Annotated in this window: 16 protein-coding genes and 1 other RNA gene; 8 read left to right on the top strand and 9 right to left on the bottom strand. The window is 61.8% G+C overall.

Going from position 1 to position 14,537, the window contains the following annotated elements; all coding sequences use genetic code 11:
- The first annotated feature begins 13 nt into the window (after positions 1-13).
- The gene (gene gluQRS, locus ACMV18_RS11800; protein WP_420818009.1) at positions 14-892 is read left to right on the top strand and encodes a tRNA glutamyl-Q(34) synthetase GluQRS; all 879 of its coding nucleotides are present in this window, start codon (positions 14-16) and stop codon (positions 890-892) included.
- Here gluQRS and ACMV18_RS11795 read toward each other — a convergent pair whose 3' ends face one another.
- Together ACMV18_RS11795 and orn are read right to left on the bottom strand one after the other, a co-directional pair.
- Positions 893-1,258 (bottom strand): cupin domain-containing protein, encoded by a 366-nt coding sequence (locus tag ACMV18_RS11795; protein ID WP_420818008.1) that lies wholly within the window; start codon positions 1,256-1,258, stop codon positions 893-895.
- Positions 1,259-1,260: 2 nt separating this feature from the next.
- Positions 1,261-1,848: an oligoribonuclease gene (gene orn / locus ACMV18_RS11790; RefSeq protein WP_420818017.1), complete on the bottom strand. Its 588-nt coding sequence runs from the start codon at positions 1,846-1,848 to the stop codon at positions 1,261-1,263.
- 110 nt (positions 1,849-1,958) lie between these two features.
- Between orn and ACMV18_RS11785 the strand changes: the two genes are divergently transcribed.
- The 3 genes from ACMV18_RS11785 to ACMV18_RS11775 are packed head-to-tail and all read left to right on the top strand — an operon-like array spanning position 1,959 to position 4,513.
- Positions 1,959-3,242, top strand: coding sequence for a M48 family metallopeptidase (locus ACMV18_RS11785; RefSeq protein WP_420818007.1), 1,284 nt, complete (start codon positions 1,959-1,961; stop codon positions 3,240-3,242).
- The gene (gene rsgA, locus ACMV18_RS11780; protein ID WP_420818006.1) at positions 3,239-4,204 is read left to right on the top strand and encodes a ribosome small subunit-dependent GTPase A; all 966 of its coding nucleotides are present in this window, start codon (positions 3,239-3,241) and stop codon (positions 4,202-4,204) included. Before ACMV18_RS11785 ends, rsgA begins: the two co-directional genes overlap by 4 nt.
- 45 nt (positions 4,205-4,249) lie before the next feature.
- On the top strand, positions 4,250-4,513 hold the full coding sequence (locus tag ACMV18_RS11775) for a hypothetical protein (protein WP_420818005.1): 264 nt from the start codon (positions 4,250-4,252) through the stop codon (positions 4,511-4,513).
- A gap of 80 nt (positions 4,514-4,593) precedes the next feature.
- Here ACMV18_RS11775 and ACMV18_RS11770 read toward each other — a convergent pair whose 3' ends face one another.
- The 7 genes from ACMV18_RS11770 to ACMV18_RS11740 form a co-directional block, all read right to left on the bottom strand.
- On the bottom strand, positions 4,594-5,586 hold the full coding sequence (locus ACMV18_RS11770) for a CobD/CbiB family protein (RefSeq protein ID WP_374256303.1): 993 nt from the start codon (positions 5,584-5,586) through the stop codon (positions 4,594-4,596).
- A 55-nt stretch (positions 5,587-5,641) separates the two neighbouring features.
- The gene (locus ACMV18_RS11765; protein WP_374256304.1) at positions 5,642-6,334 is read right to left on the bottom strand and encodes a CoA pyrophosphatase; all 693 of its coding nucleotides are present in this window, start codon (positions 6,332-6,334) and stop codon (positions 5,642-5,644) included.
- A gap of 76 nt (positions 6,335-6,410) precedes the next feature.
- The gene (rplS, locus tag ACMV18_RS11760; RefSeq protein ID WP_374256305.1) at positions 6,411-6,767 is read right to left on the bottom strand and encodes a 50S ribosomal protein L19; all 357 of its coding nucleotides are present in this window, start codon (positions 6,765-6,767) and stop codon (positions 6,411-6,413) included.
- 94 nt (positions 6,768-6,861) lie between these two features.
- A complete protein-coding gene (gene trmD / locus ACMV18_RS11755) occupies positions 6,862-7,650 on the bottom strand; it encodes a tRNA (guanosine(37)-N1)-methyltransferase TrmD (RefSeq protein WP_420818004.1) in 789 nt (262 codons plus the stop codon).
- A gap of 24 nt (positions 7,651-7,674) precedes the next feature.
- Positions 7,675-8,307 (bottom strand): ribosome maturation factor RimM, encoded by a 633-nt coding sequence (rimM, locus tag ACMV18_RS11750; protein ID WP_420818003.1) that lies wholly within the window; start codon positions 8,305-8,307, stop codon positions 7,675-7,677.
- A gap of 10 nt (positions 8,308-8,317) precedes the next feature.
- Positions 8,318-8,578 carry a 30S ribosomal protein S16 gene (rpsP, locus tag ACMV18_RS11745; RefSeq protein WP_374256311.1) on the bottom strand — a complete coding sequence of 87 codons (261 nt, stop codon included), beginning with the start codon at positions 8,576-8,578 and terminating at the stop codon, positions 8,318-8,320.
- Positions 8,579-8,797: 219 nt separating this feature from the next.
- Positions 8,798-9,172 carry a DMT family protein gene (locus ACMV18_RS11740; RefSeq protein ID WP_420818002.1) on the bottom strand — a complete coding sequence of 125 codons (375 nt, stop codon included), beginning with the start codon at positions 9,170-9,172 and terminating at the stop codon, positions 8,798-8,800.
- Between the two features lie 111 nt (positions 9,173-9,283).
- On the opposite strand from ACMV18_RS11740, the gene ACMV18_RS11735 reads away from it, so the two are divergent.
- From ACMV18_RS11735 to ffs, 4 genes are all read left to right on the top strand, one after another.
- Positions 9,284-10,405, top strand: a complete 1,122-nt coding sequence (locus ACMV18_RS11735; RefSeq protein WP_420818001.1) for an AIR synthase-related protein — start codon at positions 9,284-9,286, stop codon at positions 10,403-10,405.
- Positions 10,406-10,520: 115 nt separating this feature from the next.
- Positions 10,521-11,666, top strand: a complete 1,146-nt coding sequence (locus ACMV18_RS11730; protein WP_420818000.1) for a response regulator transcription factor — start codon at positions 10,521-10,523, stop codon at positions 11,664-11,666.
- Positions 11,667-11,674: 8 nt separating this feature from the next.
- Positions 11,675-14,368, top strand: coding sequence for an ATP-binding protein (locus ACMV18_RS11725; protein ID WP_420817999.1), 2,694 nt, complete (start codon positions 11,675-11,677; stop codon positions 14,366-14,368).
- 23 nt (positions 14,369-14,391) lie between these two features.
- Positions 14,392-14,489: signal recognition particle sRNA small type (gene ffs / locus ACMV18_RS11720), an RNA gene on the top strand.
- Positions 14,490-14,537: the final 48 nt, after the last annotated feature.

Raw genomic sequence — 14,537 nt, 5'->3', positions numbered from 1 at the left:
CCCCCGCTGAATCATGTCGTCTTACGTCGGACGTTTCGCGCCCTCACCTACCGGTCCTTTGCACGCGGGCTCGCTGGTCGCGGCACTGGCCAGTTGGCTGGATGCCCGCGCCCATCAGGGACGCTGGCTCATCCGCATCGAAGATGTCGACCGGCCGCGCTGCGTTCGGGGTGCCGATGCGGTCATCCTTCAACAACTGGCGCAAGTCGGCCTCACGTCCGATGGCCCGGTGCTGTATCAAAGCCAACGCGACACGGTCTATCAGGCCGCGCTCGACGCCTTGGTGGCCCAGGCACAGGCCTACCCCTGCGGCTGCACCCGCGCAGACATCGCACAAGCCAATGCCGCGTTGGGCCTCAACAAAGAACGGCACGGCGACCTCGTCTACCCCGGCACCTGCCGGCCCAGCCAGGGAGGGCTCAAGGGCAAGCCCGCGCGTGCCTGGCGCGTGCTGGTGCCCGAATCCGGAGCCTGGTCATGGCAAGACCGCCGCCTGGGCCCCCAAAGCCAATGCTTGGCGAGCGAGGTGGGTGACTTCGTGATCAAACGCGCCGATGGCCTGTGGGCCTATCAGTTGGCCGTGGTCGTGGACGACGCCGCGCAAGGCATCACCGACATTGTGCGAGGCGAAGACCTGACCGACAACACACCTCGCCAACAATGGCTGCAGCAATGCCTGGGCACCCCGACACCTCGCTACCTGCACACACCGCTGGTGCTCGGCCCCAATGGCGAAAAGCTCTCCAAGCAAAACGGGGCCACGCCACTGAACCTCACCGACCCGCTGGCTGCCCTGCACACCGCCGGCCAAGCCCTTGGCCTGCACCTTCAGGCCCGCACCGTGAGTGAGTGGCTGCAAACCGCCGCACAGGCCTGGCCCTGGCGGGACTGATCAGCGACGCTCGACCACCACGAAGTGCTTGCGCACAGGCTCCAGCACCTCGAACGCGCCCTCGAATCCACCGGGGATCACCGCGCCTTGCCCAGCCCGTACATCGGTGAACCCGCCTTGCGGGTCATGCAGGCGCACATGCCCTTCCAGGACGAAAAAGTACTCGTCTTTGTCGGCCGGAAACACGATGCGCCACCGGCCCACCTCGCAAGCCCAAATGCCTGCCGTCATCTGTCCGTCGGCCGACTCGTACAAGGACCATGTCTCCCGACGCGGATTGCCCAACTCCAACCGGTCCGGACGCGGAAAGTCCACCCCACCAGGCGTCGAGGGCGGATCCAGGCGAACAATGTGCGGTGCAGTCATGATCAGGGCAACAAAAAATGCTGACGGTAGTAGGCCAGCTCATCAATCGATTCGTGAATGTCGGCCAGCGCCGTGTGCTTCTGCGCCTTCTTGAAGCCGCTCACCAGCTCGGGCTTCCAGCGACGCGCCAACTCCTTCAAGGTGCTCACGTCGAGGTTGCGGTAGTGGAAGAAGGCTTCCAGCGTGGGCATATAGCGCGCCAGAAAGCGCCGATCCTGGCAAATCGAGTTGCCACACATGGGCGACTTGTTGGTTGGCACGTATTGCTTGAGAAAGGCGATGGTCGCTTTGGCCGCCTCATCCTCGGTCACGGTCGAGGCCTTGACCCGGTCGATCAAACCGCTGCGGCCATGCACCCCCTTGTTCCACTTGTCCATGCCGTTGAGCGCCTCATCCGACTGATGGATCGCAAACACCGGCCCCTCGACCCGGACCGTCAGTTGCGGGTCGGTCACCACCACCGCCACCTCGATGATGCGGTCGCTGTCCACCTTCAACCCCGTCATTTCCAGGTCGATCCAGATCAGGTTCAGGTCACTTTTGGCCAGGCTGGGTGGCACCGGCGCATCGGTCGTCAAATCGGCGGGCAAGTCACTCAAGGTCACACTCGTGCAGGCATCGCGGGGGAACAACGGTTGCCGACAAGGATTTGTCGCAACCAGAACGGGCCGATTGTGCGGGCAAACGTACACTTCGCACCATGCAATCCAGCTCTCTCACCCTGCTTTTTGCAACCTTCGTGGTTGCCTCCCTGCTGACCAAGCTGTGGCTTGATGGCCGCCAGACCCGCCACGTGGCGCGTCACCGCGATGCCGTCCCGCCCGCCTTTGCCCAAGACGTGATGCTGAGCGCCCACCAACGGGCCGCCGCGTACACCCTCGACAAGCTGAAGTTTGGCCTGGTCAGTACCAGCGTGAGCACCGCGATCCTGATCGGCTGGACCTTGCTGGGTGGACTGGACCAGCTCAATACCGTCGTGCGCGATGCCGTTTTGCCACGCTGGGGTGCACTGCCCTACCAATTGGCCTTGCTGGGCGCATTTGCCCTCATCGGCAACGTCCTGGAGTGGCCGCTGGAAGCCTGGAACACCTTCAAGCTGGAACAACGCCACGGCTTCAACCGCATGACCTGGGGCATGTGGGTGGGCGATCAGGTCAAGCAGATGCTGCTCACATTGGTTCTGGGTGGGCCGCTGGCCGCTCTCATCCTGTGGATCATGGGCGCCGCCGGACCGCAATGGTGGCTGTGGGCATGGGGCGCCTGGGTCAGCTTCACGCTGTTGCTGATGGTGATCTTCCCCATCTTCATCGCACCTCTGTTCAACAAGTTCACACCACTGGAAGACCAGGCCCTGATTGCGCGCGTGAATGCGCTGATGGCCCGTTGCGGCTTTACCGCCAAGGGCTTCTTCGTGATGGATGGCAGCCGCCGCTCGGCCCATGCCAACGCCTACTTCACCGGTCTGGGCGCGGCCAAGCGCGTCGTGTTTTTCGACACCTTGCTGAACAAACTCACCCACGGTGAAGTCGAAGCCGTACTGGCCCATGAACTCGGTCACTTCAAGCACCGCCACGTGCTCAAGCGCATGGTGATGATGTTCGTCATGAGCCTGCTGGGCTTTGCGCTGCTGGGCTGGCTGACGCAACAAATGTTCTTCTACACCGGCCTGGGTGTGCGCCCCAACCTGAGTGCCCCCAACGATGCCGTGGCCCTGCTGCTCTTCATGCTGGCCCTGCCCCCCTTCATGTTCTTTGTCTCCCCGGTGTTCGCTTACTTCTCGCGCCGTGACGAATATGAAGCCGACGCCTACGCCTGCGCGCAATCCAGCGGGCAGGATCTGTCTCAGGCGCTCATCAAACTGTACAAAGACAACTCAGCCACCCTGACGCCCGACCCCGTGTACGTGAGCTTTTACTACTCTCACCCCCCTGCCCTGGAGCGACTGAGCGCCATGCAGCAGCTCACCCAAGCGGCCACAGCATGAAGCGCCACGGCCACAACGCGCCCCAGCGGCGCTCGAACAAGTCCCGTGACGTCGACACCAGTCAGTGCCACGAGGGGCTGGTGGTGTCCACCCACGGCCGACACGTGGTGGTCGAATCGGCCGACGGTGAGCGGCTGATCTGCCACCCCCGCGGCAAGAAAAGCGAAGCAGTGGTCGGCGACCGTGTGCACTGGCAGCACACCCTGGAAGGCGGCGACGAAGGCCTGATCGTTCAGGTGCAAGAGCGCCGCAACTTGCTCTATCGCCAAGACGAGTGGCGCAGCAAATCCTTCGCAGCCAACCTCGATCAGATGCTGATGTGGATTGCCGTCGAGCCCGTGTTCAGCGAAGCCCAACTCACTCGCGCCCTGCTGGCGGCCAAATCGGCCGACATCCCCGCCACCATCGTGCTCAACAAGGTGGACCTGCCCGGCGCACCCTCCGCCCGTGAACGCCTCGCGCCCTACAAGACCATGGGCTACCCCGTGGTCGAGCTGTCGCTGAAGTCCGATACCGAGGCGGCCCGCGAGCAGGTCATGCCCCTGCTGGAAGGCAAGGCCACGTTGGTACTGGGGCCGTCCGGCTCTGGCAAAAGCACGTTGATCAACACCCTGTTGCCCCACGCCCGGGCCGAAGTGGGTGAGATCTCGCAGGCACTGAACTCGGGCCGGCACACCACCACCACCAGCCTCTGGTATTGGCTGGACGACAACCATCACAGCGCCATCATCGACTCGCCCGGCTTTCAGGAGTTTGGACTGCACCACATCGCCCCCACCGATTTGGCGCGCTGGATGCCCGACATCGCCGCGCACATGAACGATTGCCGCTTCCACAACTGCACGCACCGGCAAGAGCCGGGCTGTGCAGTCCAAGCCGCCGTCGAGCGGGGCGAAATCAGTCCCATTCGACTGAGTCTGTACACCGATCTGTTTGACGAACTCAGCCGCCCTCGCTGGTGAACCACCCCCATCTGAACGCCCCCTTCTGACGCCCCTGCCCACACCATGACCGACCGCCTTGCCGACCTGCCCGCCACGCTCGAAGCCTACCAACAAGGCAGCATGCCCTTGCCTGATCTGGTCTGGGCCTGGCGCGACGCTGCCCATGGCCATGAGCCCGCCCTGCCTCAGCGCTACCTCGATGTGCTGGAGCGGGTGCTGAACCAAATGGAAAGCGCCGCCCTGTTCACCGAAGAAAGCTGCTCGTTCAGTCAGGCTGACATGGTCGGTGCGCTGGCAGACTGGCTGAGCCGGGCGCGCGCACTCTGAGCCGCACGACATCGCCCGCACCGGGCACCTGAAAAGCAAAAGGGCCGGATGATCCGGCCCTTGTTTCGTCGGCGTGGTGCTCAGCCAATGAGGTTGGCCAAGGACAGCAGCGCCAGCAGCAGCATCCACAGGACCACCGAACGCCAGATCAAACCCACCACGCTGCGCAGGTGTGCCATTTGCGGCTCGGCGCCCGCGGTGCTGCCTTCTGCCTCAATCACTTCGGCGTCTTCACCCCGGCTCAAGGTGCGGCTCACATCGGGGCCGTCCACAGTCGGCGCCACTTGCCCGCCCAAACGGACGCCCAGCGCCCCGGCCGCTGCCGACAAGATCGTGCCCTCGTTCGGGCGCACCCACAGCACCGCATGACGGCGCCAGGCGTCCACCGCATCTTCAAAGTTGCCCACCACGGCAAAACCAAATGCGGTGAGGCGGGCCGGCACATAGTCCAGCCAGGCAAACAAGGTCTGCGACAGGTTCATCAGGCGGTCATGCGTGGCCGCACCCGTCACCTGACTGCGATACGACCAATAGCGGCTGGCGAATTCAGCCATGCGATACAAGATGGCACCTGCTGGCCCCAACCCGACGGTCGACAAGGCCACAAACCAGAAGAACACGCCAAACACGTGGCGATGCGCGGCCAGCAGCGAATACTCCAGCACGTGACGCAGAATTTCGGTGCGGGGCAGTTCGCTGGCATCCAGATGACGCCAATGTGCCAGCAACTCACGCGCACGGTCTTCCCGCCCCGCCTCCAGGGCATCACGGATATCGGTGAAGTGGTGACTGAACTGTCTGAAACCCAAGGTGAAATACAGCACGATGACGTCCAGCAGCAGTGCCAAGACCGTGCTGTACTGATTCACCAAGGCATACACCACGCCCATCAGCACCGCGGGCGCCGCGACCGTGATGGCCCACACCACCCGAGCATGCACCGGAGCACCGGCATCGAAGTTGCGACCAGCCCAACGCACCCACCCCGACAGCAAGTCGTGGATGGGGTTCTGGTTGGCGAGGGGTTTGAGCTGTTCGACCAGCAAAGCGAACAGCACGGCAAAGAAGCTCATACGCAGATGATAGCTGCCTCGTCAGGCCCGCACCTGCCGAAATGTGCAGAGCCCCTCATGCGGCCAGGAAGCGGTACAAATTACGCAACATCGCGGCCGTGGCACCCCAGATGAAGTACGGCTCGGCGCGTCCGGGCGCGGTCCAGGGCATCGCAAAAAACTCAGCCTGCCGATCCCCCACGGTGAACGCTCTGCGCTGGTGATGCTGTGGATTCATCAAAAAATCCAATGGCACCTCAAAGGCTTCCGCCACCTCACCCGGATCCGGCTGCAACGCCAATCCTTGCTGCTCATGGGCAAGGGGGGTGATCAGCCCCACCACGGGTGTCACCAGAAAACCCGTGATCGTCGTGTACGTGGGCATCTGCCCCAGCACCCGCACACGATCCGGTGCAAGACCTGTCTCCTCTTGTGCCTCTCGCAAGGCCGTGACTTCGGGGCTGCCATCGTCCGGCTCGCTGCGCCCGCCCGGAAAGCTGATTTGCCCCGCGTGCTTGCTCAAGTGGGATGTCCGCTGTGTCAGCAGCACCGTGGGCTGTGGCCGCATCACCAAGGGAATCAACACCGCAGCGGGCGTGCTGCCCTGCACAGGCAACGCACGGTCCACTCGAACTTCGGGCGTCCACACCGGGGGCTGCAGAAACCGGTGAACCAACGCCTCGCGGGTCCAAGCCTCGGCAGAGACTGCAGGCAGGTGCAAGTCATAACCCAACAACTCGGCCGCATGCGGATCAAATATCAAAGCCATGGCGCCACCATAACAAAACAAAAGCCGCCTGGCTTTCGCAACAGGCGGCTTGGGAAGGCTGTTAACCGAGCGGGGCTCAGGCCAGCTTTTCCTTGATACGTGCAGACTTGCCGCTGCGCTGACGCAGGTAGTACAGCTTGGCACGACGCACATCACCACGACGCTTGACTTCGATCGAAGCGATCAGCGGGCTGTACAGTTGGAACGTACGCTCAACGCCTTCGCCGCTGGAGATCTTGCGGACGATGAAGCTGGAGTTCAGACCGCGGTTACGCTTGGCGATCACGACGCCTTCGTAAGCCTGAACGCGCTTACGGGTACCTTCAACCACGTTCACGCTGACGATCACGGTGTCGCCAGGGGCGAACGAAGGGATGTTCTTGTTCAGACGAGCAATTTCTTCTTGCTCGAGCTGTTGAATGATGTTGGCCATCAAAAGCTCCTTGATGATCTTGCCCGCGCTCAAAATCGGTCGACATGACCGGGATGAAAGAATACAGCCGGGTAGAGGATCGGAAAACCGCAGATTATAGCGTGAGTTGCGACAAAAAGTCTTCGTCTTTTTTCGATAGTTCGCCACGAGCGCGCGCAGCGTCGATCAGCTCAGGGCGACGGCGGGCCGTGATGGCCAGTTGCTGCTCCCGGCGCCAGCGCGCAATCTTGGCGTGATGCCCCGACAACAGCACATCGGGCACGGCCGCTTCAACGCCCGGCTCATCGCCTTGAGCGGGCACGCTCAGCACCTCAGGGCGACTGTAATGCGGGCAATCCAGCAAACCATCCGAGAAGCTGTCCTGCTCGTGCGAGGCCGCATCATGCAAGACACCGGGCTGCAAACGCGCCACCGCATCCATCAGGGTCAAGGCCGGCAATTCACCGCCTGACAACACGTAGTCCCCCATGCTGACTTCTTCGTCCACATGGGCGTCAATGAAACGCTGGTCAATGCCTTCGTAACGACCGCACAACAGCACCGCCCCCGGCCCTTCGGCCAATTGCTGAACCCGCTGCTGAGTCAGTGGCTTGCCCGCCGGGCTGAACAAGATCACCGGCAAACGCGGGGCGCCCCCAGCGGACTGATCCGCACGAATGGCGCGCATGCATCGCACCAAGGGCTCGACCAGCATCACCATGCCGGGCCCACCCCCAAACGGTCGGTCATCCACGCGGCGGTACACCCCTTCAGCATGATCGCGCAAAGGCCACAAGCGCATGTCCACCGCACGCGACTCGAACGCACGACGCGTCACGCCCACCGTCTGAAACGGCGCAAACAATTCGGGGAAGAGGGTGATGACGTCGAAGCGAACGGCCATGATCGGACCCGTTCAACGCCGGGTTCAGTAATCGAGGCCCCAGTTGGCCACGATGCGCTTGTCGGCCAGGCTGACGCTGTCGATGTACGCAGAAACAAACGGGATGAGTCGCTCGGTGCCCTCAGCCTCACAACGCAACACGCAGTTGGGGCCAGTCTCGATCAGGTCCACCACTTGACCAAGGGCTTCACCCTCGCGGTTGACCACATCCAGACCAATGAGATCCACCCAGTAGAACTCGTCACTGTCGGGTGTCGGAAAGGCAGAACGCGACACGAAAATGCGCGATCCCTTCAACGCCTCAGCAGCATTGCGATCGTCCAGACCTTCTGCGGTCACCACGATCACATCGCCCTGCTCTCGCGCTTGCTTGACCTTGAGGAAACGAGGCGCAGACAAACGAGGAGGCACTTTGCTGGCAGCAGGCTTGGCAGCCTCTGCCACACCAGGCTTGGTCACTGCACCGGCAGCCGCTTCGGCTGGACGCAAGAACCACTTCTTGGTGCAAAAGAGCGCCTGAGGGTCGGCCGAGAAAGGTTGAACCTTGATCCCGCCTTTGACACCCCAGGCGTCAACGACGCGCCCGACTTCCACCGCATCTTCGGGCCAGACGACTCCGTCTTCCAGCACCAGCGACTGTGTCGAGCGATCGTTCATGCAGCTTCAATCAAGCAGCAGGCGCGGCAGCCTTTTGGGCCAGGCCGATCAGGCGGTTCACAGCGTCGGAAGGTTGAGCGCCGTTCTTCACCCATGCGTCAACGCGATCCAGCGACAGGCGCAGGGTTTCAGCGTTGCCGGAAGCCACGGGGTTGTAGAAACCCACGCGCTCCAGGAAGCGACCGTCACGACGGTTCTTCTGTTCAGCGACGACGATGTTGTAGAAAGGGCGCTTCTTGGAGCCGCCACGTGCGAGTCGAATCACGACCATGATGTGTCCTTCAAATGGTGTTGAGCGGCTGATCTCCCCGGGAGACACTCAGGGTTAAACAGCCATAGGTCGAACAGGCACTTACCCGCTCAGACCGCGATCCGCCCCGCCTAGATACGCGTTGGTCCACTCTCACGCAGGTGAAAGCCCCCAACTCGGGCCGGAAAACCGCGGATTATAGAGCCAAGTCGATCGCTTTGTGTAGGTTTCATCCGCGCGTCAGGCCCGAAACATGAAATACGCCGCCCCGACCAGACACAAAGTCGCCCACACATAGTCCAGTTTGAAGGGTTGCCCAAGGTAAAAAACCGCGAACGGCACGAACACACTCAAGCTGATCACCTCCTGCATCACCTTGAGTTGTCCCACGTTGAGCGACTGTGCGCCGATGCGATTGGCGGGCACTTGCAGCAGGTATTCAAACAACGCAATGCCCCAACTGACGAGTGCGGCGACGAACCACGGCCTGCTGGCCATGTTTTTGAGGTGACCGTACCAGGCAAAGGTCATGAACACATTGGACGCCACCAGCAACAGCGCGGTTTGCAGCGGGATGGGCAAGGCAGACGAGAGGCTGGAGAAGATGCTGTTCATGGGGCACAGTCTATGCAAGCTTGCACACACCTTGCCACGAGGGGGGGCGACATCCGCTCGCCCATACCGGATAATCCCGGGTTTTGCGAACCCTCAGCTTACCGACGCGCCATGACCACGCCCACCCAACCGAACGCGCCCCTCACCTATGACCAGGCCGGTGTCAACTACGACCTGATCGACCCGCTGAAGGTCGCGGCCCAGCGCGCCGCCGCTGAAACGGGCGCCAACCTGGCCAGCCATGGTTTCTCGGAAGTGCTGGCGTCGCGTGGCGAGTCGGCTTACGTGGTCGATGTGGGCCCCATGTACCTGGCCTCGATCGTGGAATGCCTGGGCACCAAGACCCTGGTGGCCGACGAAATGGCTGCGCTGACCGGCAAGAGCTACTACGACGGCATTGCGCAAGACACGATCGCCATGGCGGTCAATGACCTGATCACCGTCGGCGCCACCCCGCTGGTGGTGCAGGCTTATTGGGCTGCCGGCGGCTCGGACTGGTTCGGCGACAAGATCCGCGCGAATGCGCTGGTCGCGGGCTGGAAAAAGGCTTGTGAAATCTGCAATGTGGCTTGGGGCGGTGGCGAAACCCCTGCACTGGCCGGCATCGTGGCCGACAACCGCGTCGACCTCGCCGCTTCGTGCACGGGCATCATCAGTCCGAAAGAACGCCTGTCGGTAGGCGACAAGCTGGGGGCGGGCGATGCCATCGTGCTGCTGGCCTCCAGCGGCATCCACGCCAACGGTCTGTCGCTGGCCCGCAAGCTGGCCGAGCGCCTGCCCAAGGGTTACCTGACCGACATCGGCAACGGCCAGACCTACGGCGAAGCCCTGCTGGCCCCCACGGTGCTGTACTCGCCCGTGACCGAAGCGCTGGCCAAGGAAGGCATCATTCCTCACTACTGCGCAAACGTGACGGGTCACGGCTGGCGCAAGCTGCTGCGTCACCCCAAGACCCTGACCTACCGCATCACCGCCCTGCCGGAAAAGACGCCCGTGCTGGCCTTCATGCAGCAGGAATGCGGCCTGGACGACCATGAAGCCTACGGCACCCTGAACATGGGCGCAGGCTTCGCCCTGTATGTGGCGGCCGATCAGGCACAGCGCGTGGTGGAAGTGGCGCAAGGCCTGGGCATTCCCGCCTTGGTGGCCGGCCGCGTGGAAGAAGGCCCCAAGCAAGTGGTCATCGAGCCTCTGAACGTCATCTACGGCGCTGAAGAGCTGCAACTGCGCTGAAAACGCAGACTCAATTTTTGCCAGGAATCGCCGATAAGGCCGCTAGGGAGCTTCAGGCCCTCTTTGGACACCATGATGGTCCTGAGAGGTTTTTTGCCTGAAACAGAAGCAGGCCATGACTCGAGCCAAGATCCTGATTGCAGACGACGATGAACTGACCCTGGAAATGCTGGATGCAGCACTCCAGGATCATTACGACGTGTGCACCGTGACAGGCGGACGCCCCGCCGTTGAGAATGTTCAGCAAGACACCTTTGACTTGGTCTTGCTGGATGTGGACATGCCTGAGATGGATGGCTATGAAGCCTGCGAGTCCATCAAAGGCCAGTTCCCCGACCTGCCTGTGATTTTCCTGTCTGCGCGCGTCAACATTGACGAGCGCCTGCGTGGCTACCGGGTTGGCGCGGACGACTACCTGACCAAGCCATTCGATGTGGCGGAGTTGACCGCCAAGATTGAACGTGCAGTCGAGCAACGCGCACGCCATCAAGCCTTGAACGGACAGTTCGAGGAGGCCATGAATACCGTTCTCAGCACGGCAGACATGTATGGCGAAGTGGGTCTGGTGCTGGAGTTTCAGCGACAGCTCTCGAGTTGCCATAGTTATCCCGAGCTGGCCAACGCTTTCTTCAGTTCCCTGGAGCGCTTGGGATTTGACGGCTGCTTGCGGCTATCTGGCCGCCAAGGCGTCTTGTCTCGCACCGCTCGCGCAGAATGCAGTGCCCTGGAGAATTCGATCCTGGACCACATCGAGGTCAAGAACGGCACCAGCATTCAGCCCGTCGGCACGGACAACACCAGCTACAAGTACGGCAACGTGATCATGCTGGTGCGCAAGCTGCCCCAAGCGCCCGATCCCAGCCACTACAGCAGCGAAGAAATCGACCGTTTGGCGCGCGCGCGCGACAACGTGGCCCTGATGGCAGAGGGGTTGCTCGCCCGGCTGCAATCTCTGGATGTCGAAAGCGAAAAGGCTGACCTTGAGCACACGCAAAGACTGGTGGACCTGACGCGAGACACACTGGTAGACATTTCGGCGCAACAGCACGCCATCCGAGTTCAACTCGGCCAAATCCTCCAGCACATGCACGCCGAAGTCGAAGAGTCGTTCATTCACCTGGGACTGAGCGAAACGCAGGAGGAAACACTGTCCAACACCCTGCGTCGTCACATCGATCAAGCCATGAGCGTCTTTGACCAGAGCAACCAGATTGACCAACACATGACGCGATTGATCGCCAAACTGGCGTCCAACGGCTAACTGCCCAAATGAGCGCTCGCACGGCAGGCCACGCCGACTCCCCCTCCACGCTAGAGCACGTTCGCTCAGGGCTCAAAGATGCCTTGACGGCAACCGTCACCTCCGTGTTGGTGGTGGCGGCGCTGGGTGGCATTTTCCTGAACATCGCACTGGCCTTCATCCCACATCAGTCGGACGATGTGCGCATTGCGCGGATGGGGAGCGGCCTGCTGCTGACACTGATTGCCCTTGGGGCACTCGTGACCAAGCGATACCTGGGCATCCGGCGAGCCATCGCCTTCTTTGGCATCGCCGTGTATGTGCTGATCGTCGGCATCAGCATTTACTTGGGGTCCGGTGTCGGTTCCTCAGCGGCGGTCGTCCCCGCATGCCTCATCGTGGTCGCCGGCTTTGTACTGAGCGCCAGAGCCGCCGTCTGGACCACACGCGTGGCCGTACTGGGAAGCCTGATGCTGTTCGGGCTGGAATTCGGCGGGTGGATCAAAGGCATCAGCCAGGGGTCTGCGCCGCCGTCGCTGTCTTACGCAGTGGTTCAGGTCATCGTGTTCATGACCATCGGAACCGTGATTGCGCACTTCAGCCGGTTGTTCTGGAATGCGATGACCACGATTGAGCAAGCTCGCATGGAGCTTGAAAAAAAAGTGGAGATGCAGGATCAGACACAAGCCCGCTTGCTGGCCAGTGAGCGAGCCCTGATCGAACACAGAGAGCAACTGGAAGAGCTGGTGCTGGAACGTACCGAACGGTTGGCCCTGCAGCAGCAACACCTGCAAACCATCATCGAAGCCATGCCCCTGAGCATGAGCATTCGCGGACTGGACAACCGCTATCAGCTGTGCAACCGAGTGTTTGCGGGCTTGGCGGGGTCCAGCATGGACAAACTGATCGGCCAACGCGTGGAAGATGTGTTCGCCCCGGCTGTGGCTGAGCAAATCATCAAACACGATCACGAACTGCTGAGTGGCACCCCGCTGCTGCGTTACGAAATCGCCAATTTCTTGCCGGATGGTTCTCGCAAAGATTACCTGACCACGTCCATCACCCTGCCAGATCGCGATGGCAATCCTGCCGCGATCATGTCGCTGACCGTCGACATTTCCGAGCAAAACGCGCTGTTGCGCGAGTTGGCCGCATCAAAAGTCGAGGCAGAGCAACTGGCCAAGGTCAAGAGCTCGTTCCTCGTGAACATGAGCCACGAAATCCGCACGCCCCTACATGGTGTCCTGGGCTTGGCGCAACTGGGGCTGAACTTGCCGCCATGCGACCCCCAGGTGAAAACGGTGCTGGAGCGCATCAGCCACTCTGGCAAGCATTTGCTTGGCGTCATCAACGACATCCTTGACTTCACCAAGATTGAAGCGGGCAAATTGCCGATTGAGCACACCCCGCTGTCACCGCGAGAGCTGGCAGAAGACGCCATGGCCGTGGTCGCCGAGCGGGCTCGTGACAAGGGGCTCGCCCTGACGCTGCACTGCGAAGCCGCGCCACCAGCCGTGATGGGTGACCCGCTCCGCATCAATCAGATCTTGCTCAACCTCTTGTCCAACGCGGTGAAGTTCACCGAGCAGGGGGAGGTCTCGCTGACCATTTCTACCGACGAGCGGCACCTGCGCTTTGCGGTCAAGGACACGGGCATTGGGATGCACCCTGACGCGCAGGCACGTGTGTTTGAGCCCTTTGAACAGGCGGACGGTTCCACCTCCCGTCGGTACGGTGGCACAGGCTTGGGCCTGAGCATCAGCAAGCAACTGGCGCAATTGATGGGCGGCACCATTGAACTGGTGAGTGCGCTGGCAGAGGGCTCCACCTTCACCCTATGCATCCCGCTGGAATTGACCCATGCCCCAGCTCCCACCGCCACGCCGCTGGCTTCCAAGGAGCAAGGCCCCCGCCTGCGAGGCTTGCACATCCTGGCCGCCGATGACGTGGAAATCAACCGCGACATCGTGGCCACGCTGCTGGAGCAAGAAGGCGCCATCGTCGACTGTGTGGAAGATGGCAAGCGCACGGTCGAGTTGTTGAAACAACATGGCAAGGGCCATTACGACATCGTACTGATGGATGTGCAAATGCCAGTGATGAACGGTTTGCAGGCCACAGAGTTGCTGCAGATGCGTGATCCGGACCTGCCCGTGGTCGCGCTGACCGCGCACGCCATGCCGGAAGAGACTCAGCGCTGCAAAGATGCCGGCATGATCGACCATCTGCCCAAACCATTCGAACCTGAGGATGTCATCCGCATGGTGTTGAAGTGGTCGCGCAGCAAGCCACAAGACACGATCAGCGGCGCGCTGGATGAGGCTCCGCCGTATCCTGCACCGACGCCTGCCCCCGAAACGGTATCGACACCCCCTGCCCCCCCACTTCTGGACATTCCCGCAGCATTGGCACGTTGCGCGGGCAAGGAGGCCCTGCTGCGCAAGTTGTTGGGCCGGTTCCTCGACGAACAGCGTGTGTCCTTGCCCAATTGGGCAACATGGGTCACGCAAGAGCCTGAACTGGCTCGCCGGCAGGCCCATACGATCAAGGGCTCAGCAGGCAACTTGGGTATGGCTGCACTGTCCGCACAAGCGGGTGCACTGGAGGAAGCCTTGGTCCTGCGAGACGCAGGCCAGATTGACGCTGCACTCGTTCAGTTCCAGGCCGCACTACAAACCCATCTGGAAGCCCTTGCAGTGTGGCTGGCCGCCGACAAGTCGTAAGCACTTCGCGTACAATCGACGTTGACGGGCCTCCCTGCATGGGGGCGCGGCCAACCGGGTCAGGTCGGGAACGAAGCAGCCCTAACCGTTAGCCAACAGTGCCAGGTCAAGGCTCGTCACCTTATTTTTGTTTGATGCCCCACGCGTCGCGGCTGGGACCGAACTTCCG

Origin of the sequence: Aquabacterium sp. (genome assembly GCF_048860245.1) — a bacterium.
Classification (GTDB): Bacteria; Pseudomonadota; Gammaproteobacteria; order Burkholderiales; family Burkholderiaceae_C; genus Aquabacterium.
Note: the sequence above shows the minus strand (reverse complement) of the source record. Positions and strands in the feature narration are given on the sequence as shown.

Excerpts from the sequence above, each read along its gene's own strand:
- gluQRS (WP_420818009.1), top strand. The coding sequence starts at position 14 with ATGTCGTCTTACGTCGGACGTTTCGCGCCCTCACCTACCGGTCCTTTG.
- ACMV18_RS11795 (WP_420818008.1), bottom strand. The coding sequence starts at position 1,258 with ATGACTGCACCGCACATTGTTCGCCTGGATCCGCCCTCGACGCCTGGT.
- ACMV18_RS11785 (WP_420818007.1), top strand. The coding sequence starts at position 1,959 with ATGCAATCCAGCTCTCTCACCCTGCTTTTTGCAACCTTCGTGGTTGCC.
- rsgA (WP_420818006.1), top strand. The coding sequence starts at position 3,239 with ATGAAGCGCCACGGCCACAACGCGCCCCAGCGGCGCTCGAACAAGTCC.
- ACMV18_RS11775 (WP_420818005.1), top strand. The coding sequence starts at position 4,250 with ATGACCGACCGCCTTGCCGACCTGCCCGCCACGCTCGAAGCCTACCAA.
- ACMV18_RS11770 (WP_374256303.1), bottom strand. The coding sequence starts at position 5,586 with ATGAGCTTCTTTGCCGTGCTGTTCGCTTTGCTGGTCGAACAGCTCAAA.
- ACMV18_RS11765 (WP_374256304.1), bottom strand. The coding sequence starts at position 6,334 with ATGGCTTTGATATTTGATCCGCATGCGGCCGAGTTGTTGGGTTATGAC.
- rplS (WP_374256305.1), bottom strand. The coding sequence starts at position 6,767 with ATGGCCAACATCATTCAACAGCTCGAGCAAGAAGAAATTGCTCGTCTG.
- trmD (WP_420818004.1), bottom strand. The coding sequence starts at position 7,650 with ATGGCCGTTCGCTTCGACGTCATCACCCTCTTCCCCGAATTGTTTGCG.
- rimM (WP_420818003.1), bottom strand. The coding sequence starts at position 8,307 with ATGAACGATCGCTCGACACAGTCGCTGGTGCTGGAAGACGGAGTCGTC.
- rpsP (WP_374256311.1), bottom strand. The coding sequence starts at position 8,578 with ATGGTCGTGATTCGACTCGCACGTGGCGGCTCCAAGAAGCGCCCTTTC.
- ACMV18_RS11740 (WP_420818002.1), bottom strand. The coding sequence starts at position 9,172 with ATGAACAGCATCTTCTCCAGCCTCTCGTCTGCCTTGCCCATCCCGCTG.
- ACMV18_RS11735 (WP_420818001.1), top strand. The coding sequence starts at position 9,284 with ATGACCACGCCCACCCAACCGAACGCGCCCCTCACCTATGACCAGGCC.
- ACMV18_RS11730 (WP_420818000.1), top strand. The coding sequence starts at position 10,521 with ATGACTCGAGCCAAGATCCTGATTGCAGACGACGATGAACTGACCCTG.
- ACMV18_RS11725 (WP_420817999.1), top strand. The coding sequence starts at position 11,675 with ATGAGCGCTCGCACGGCAGGCCACGCCGACTCCCCCTCCACGCTAGAG.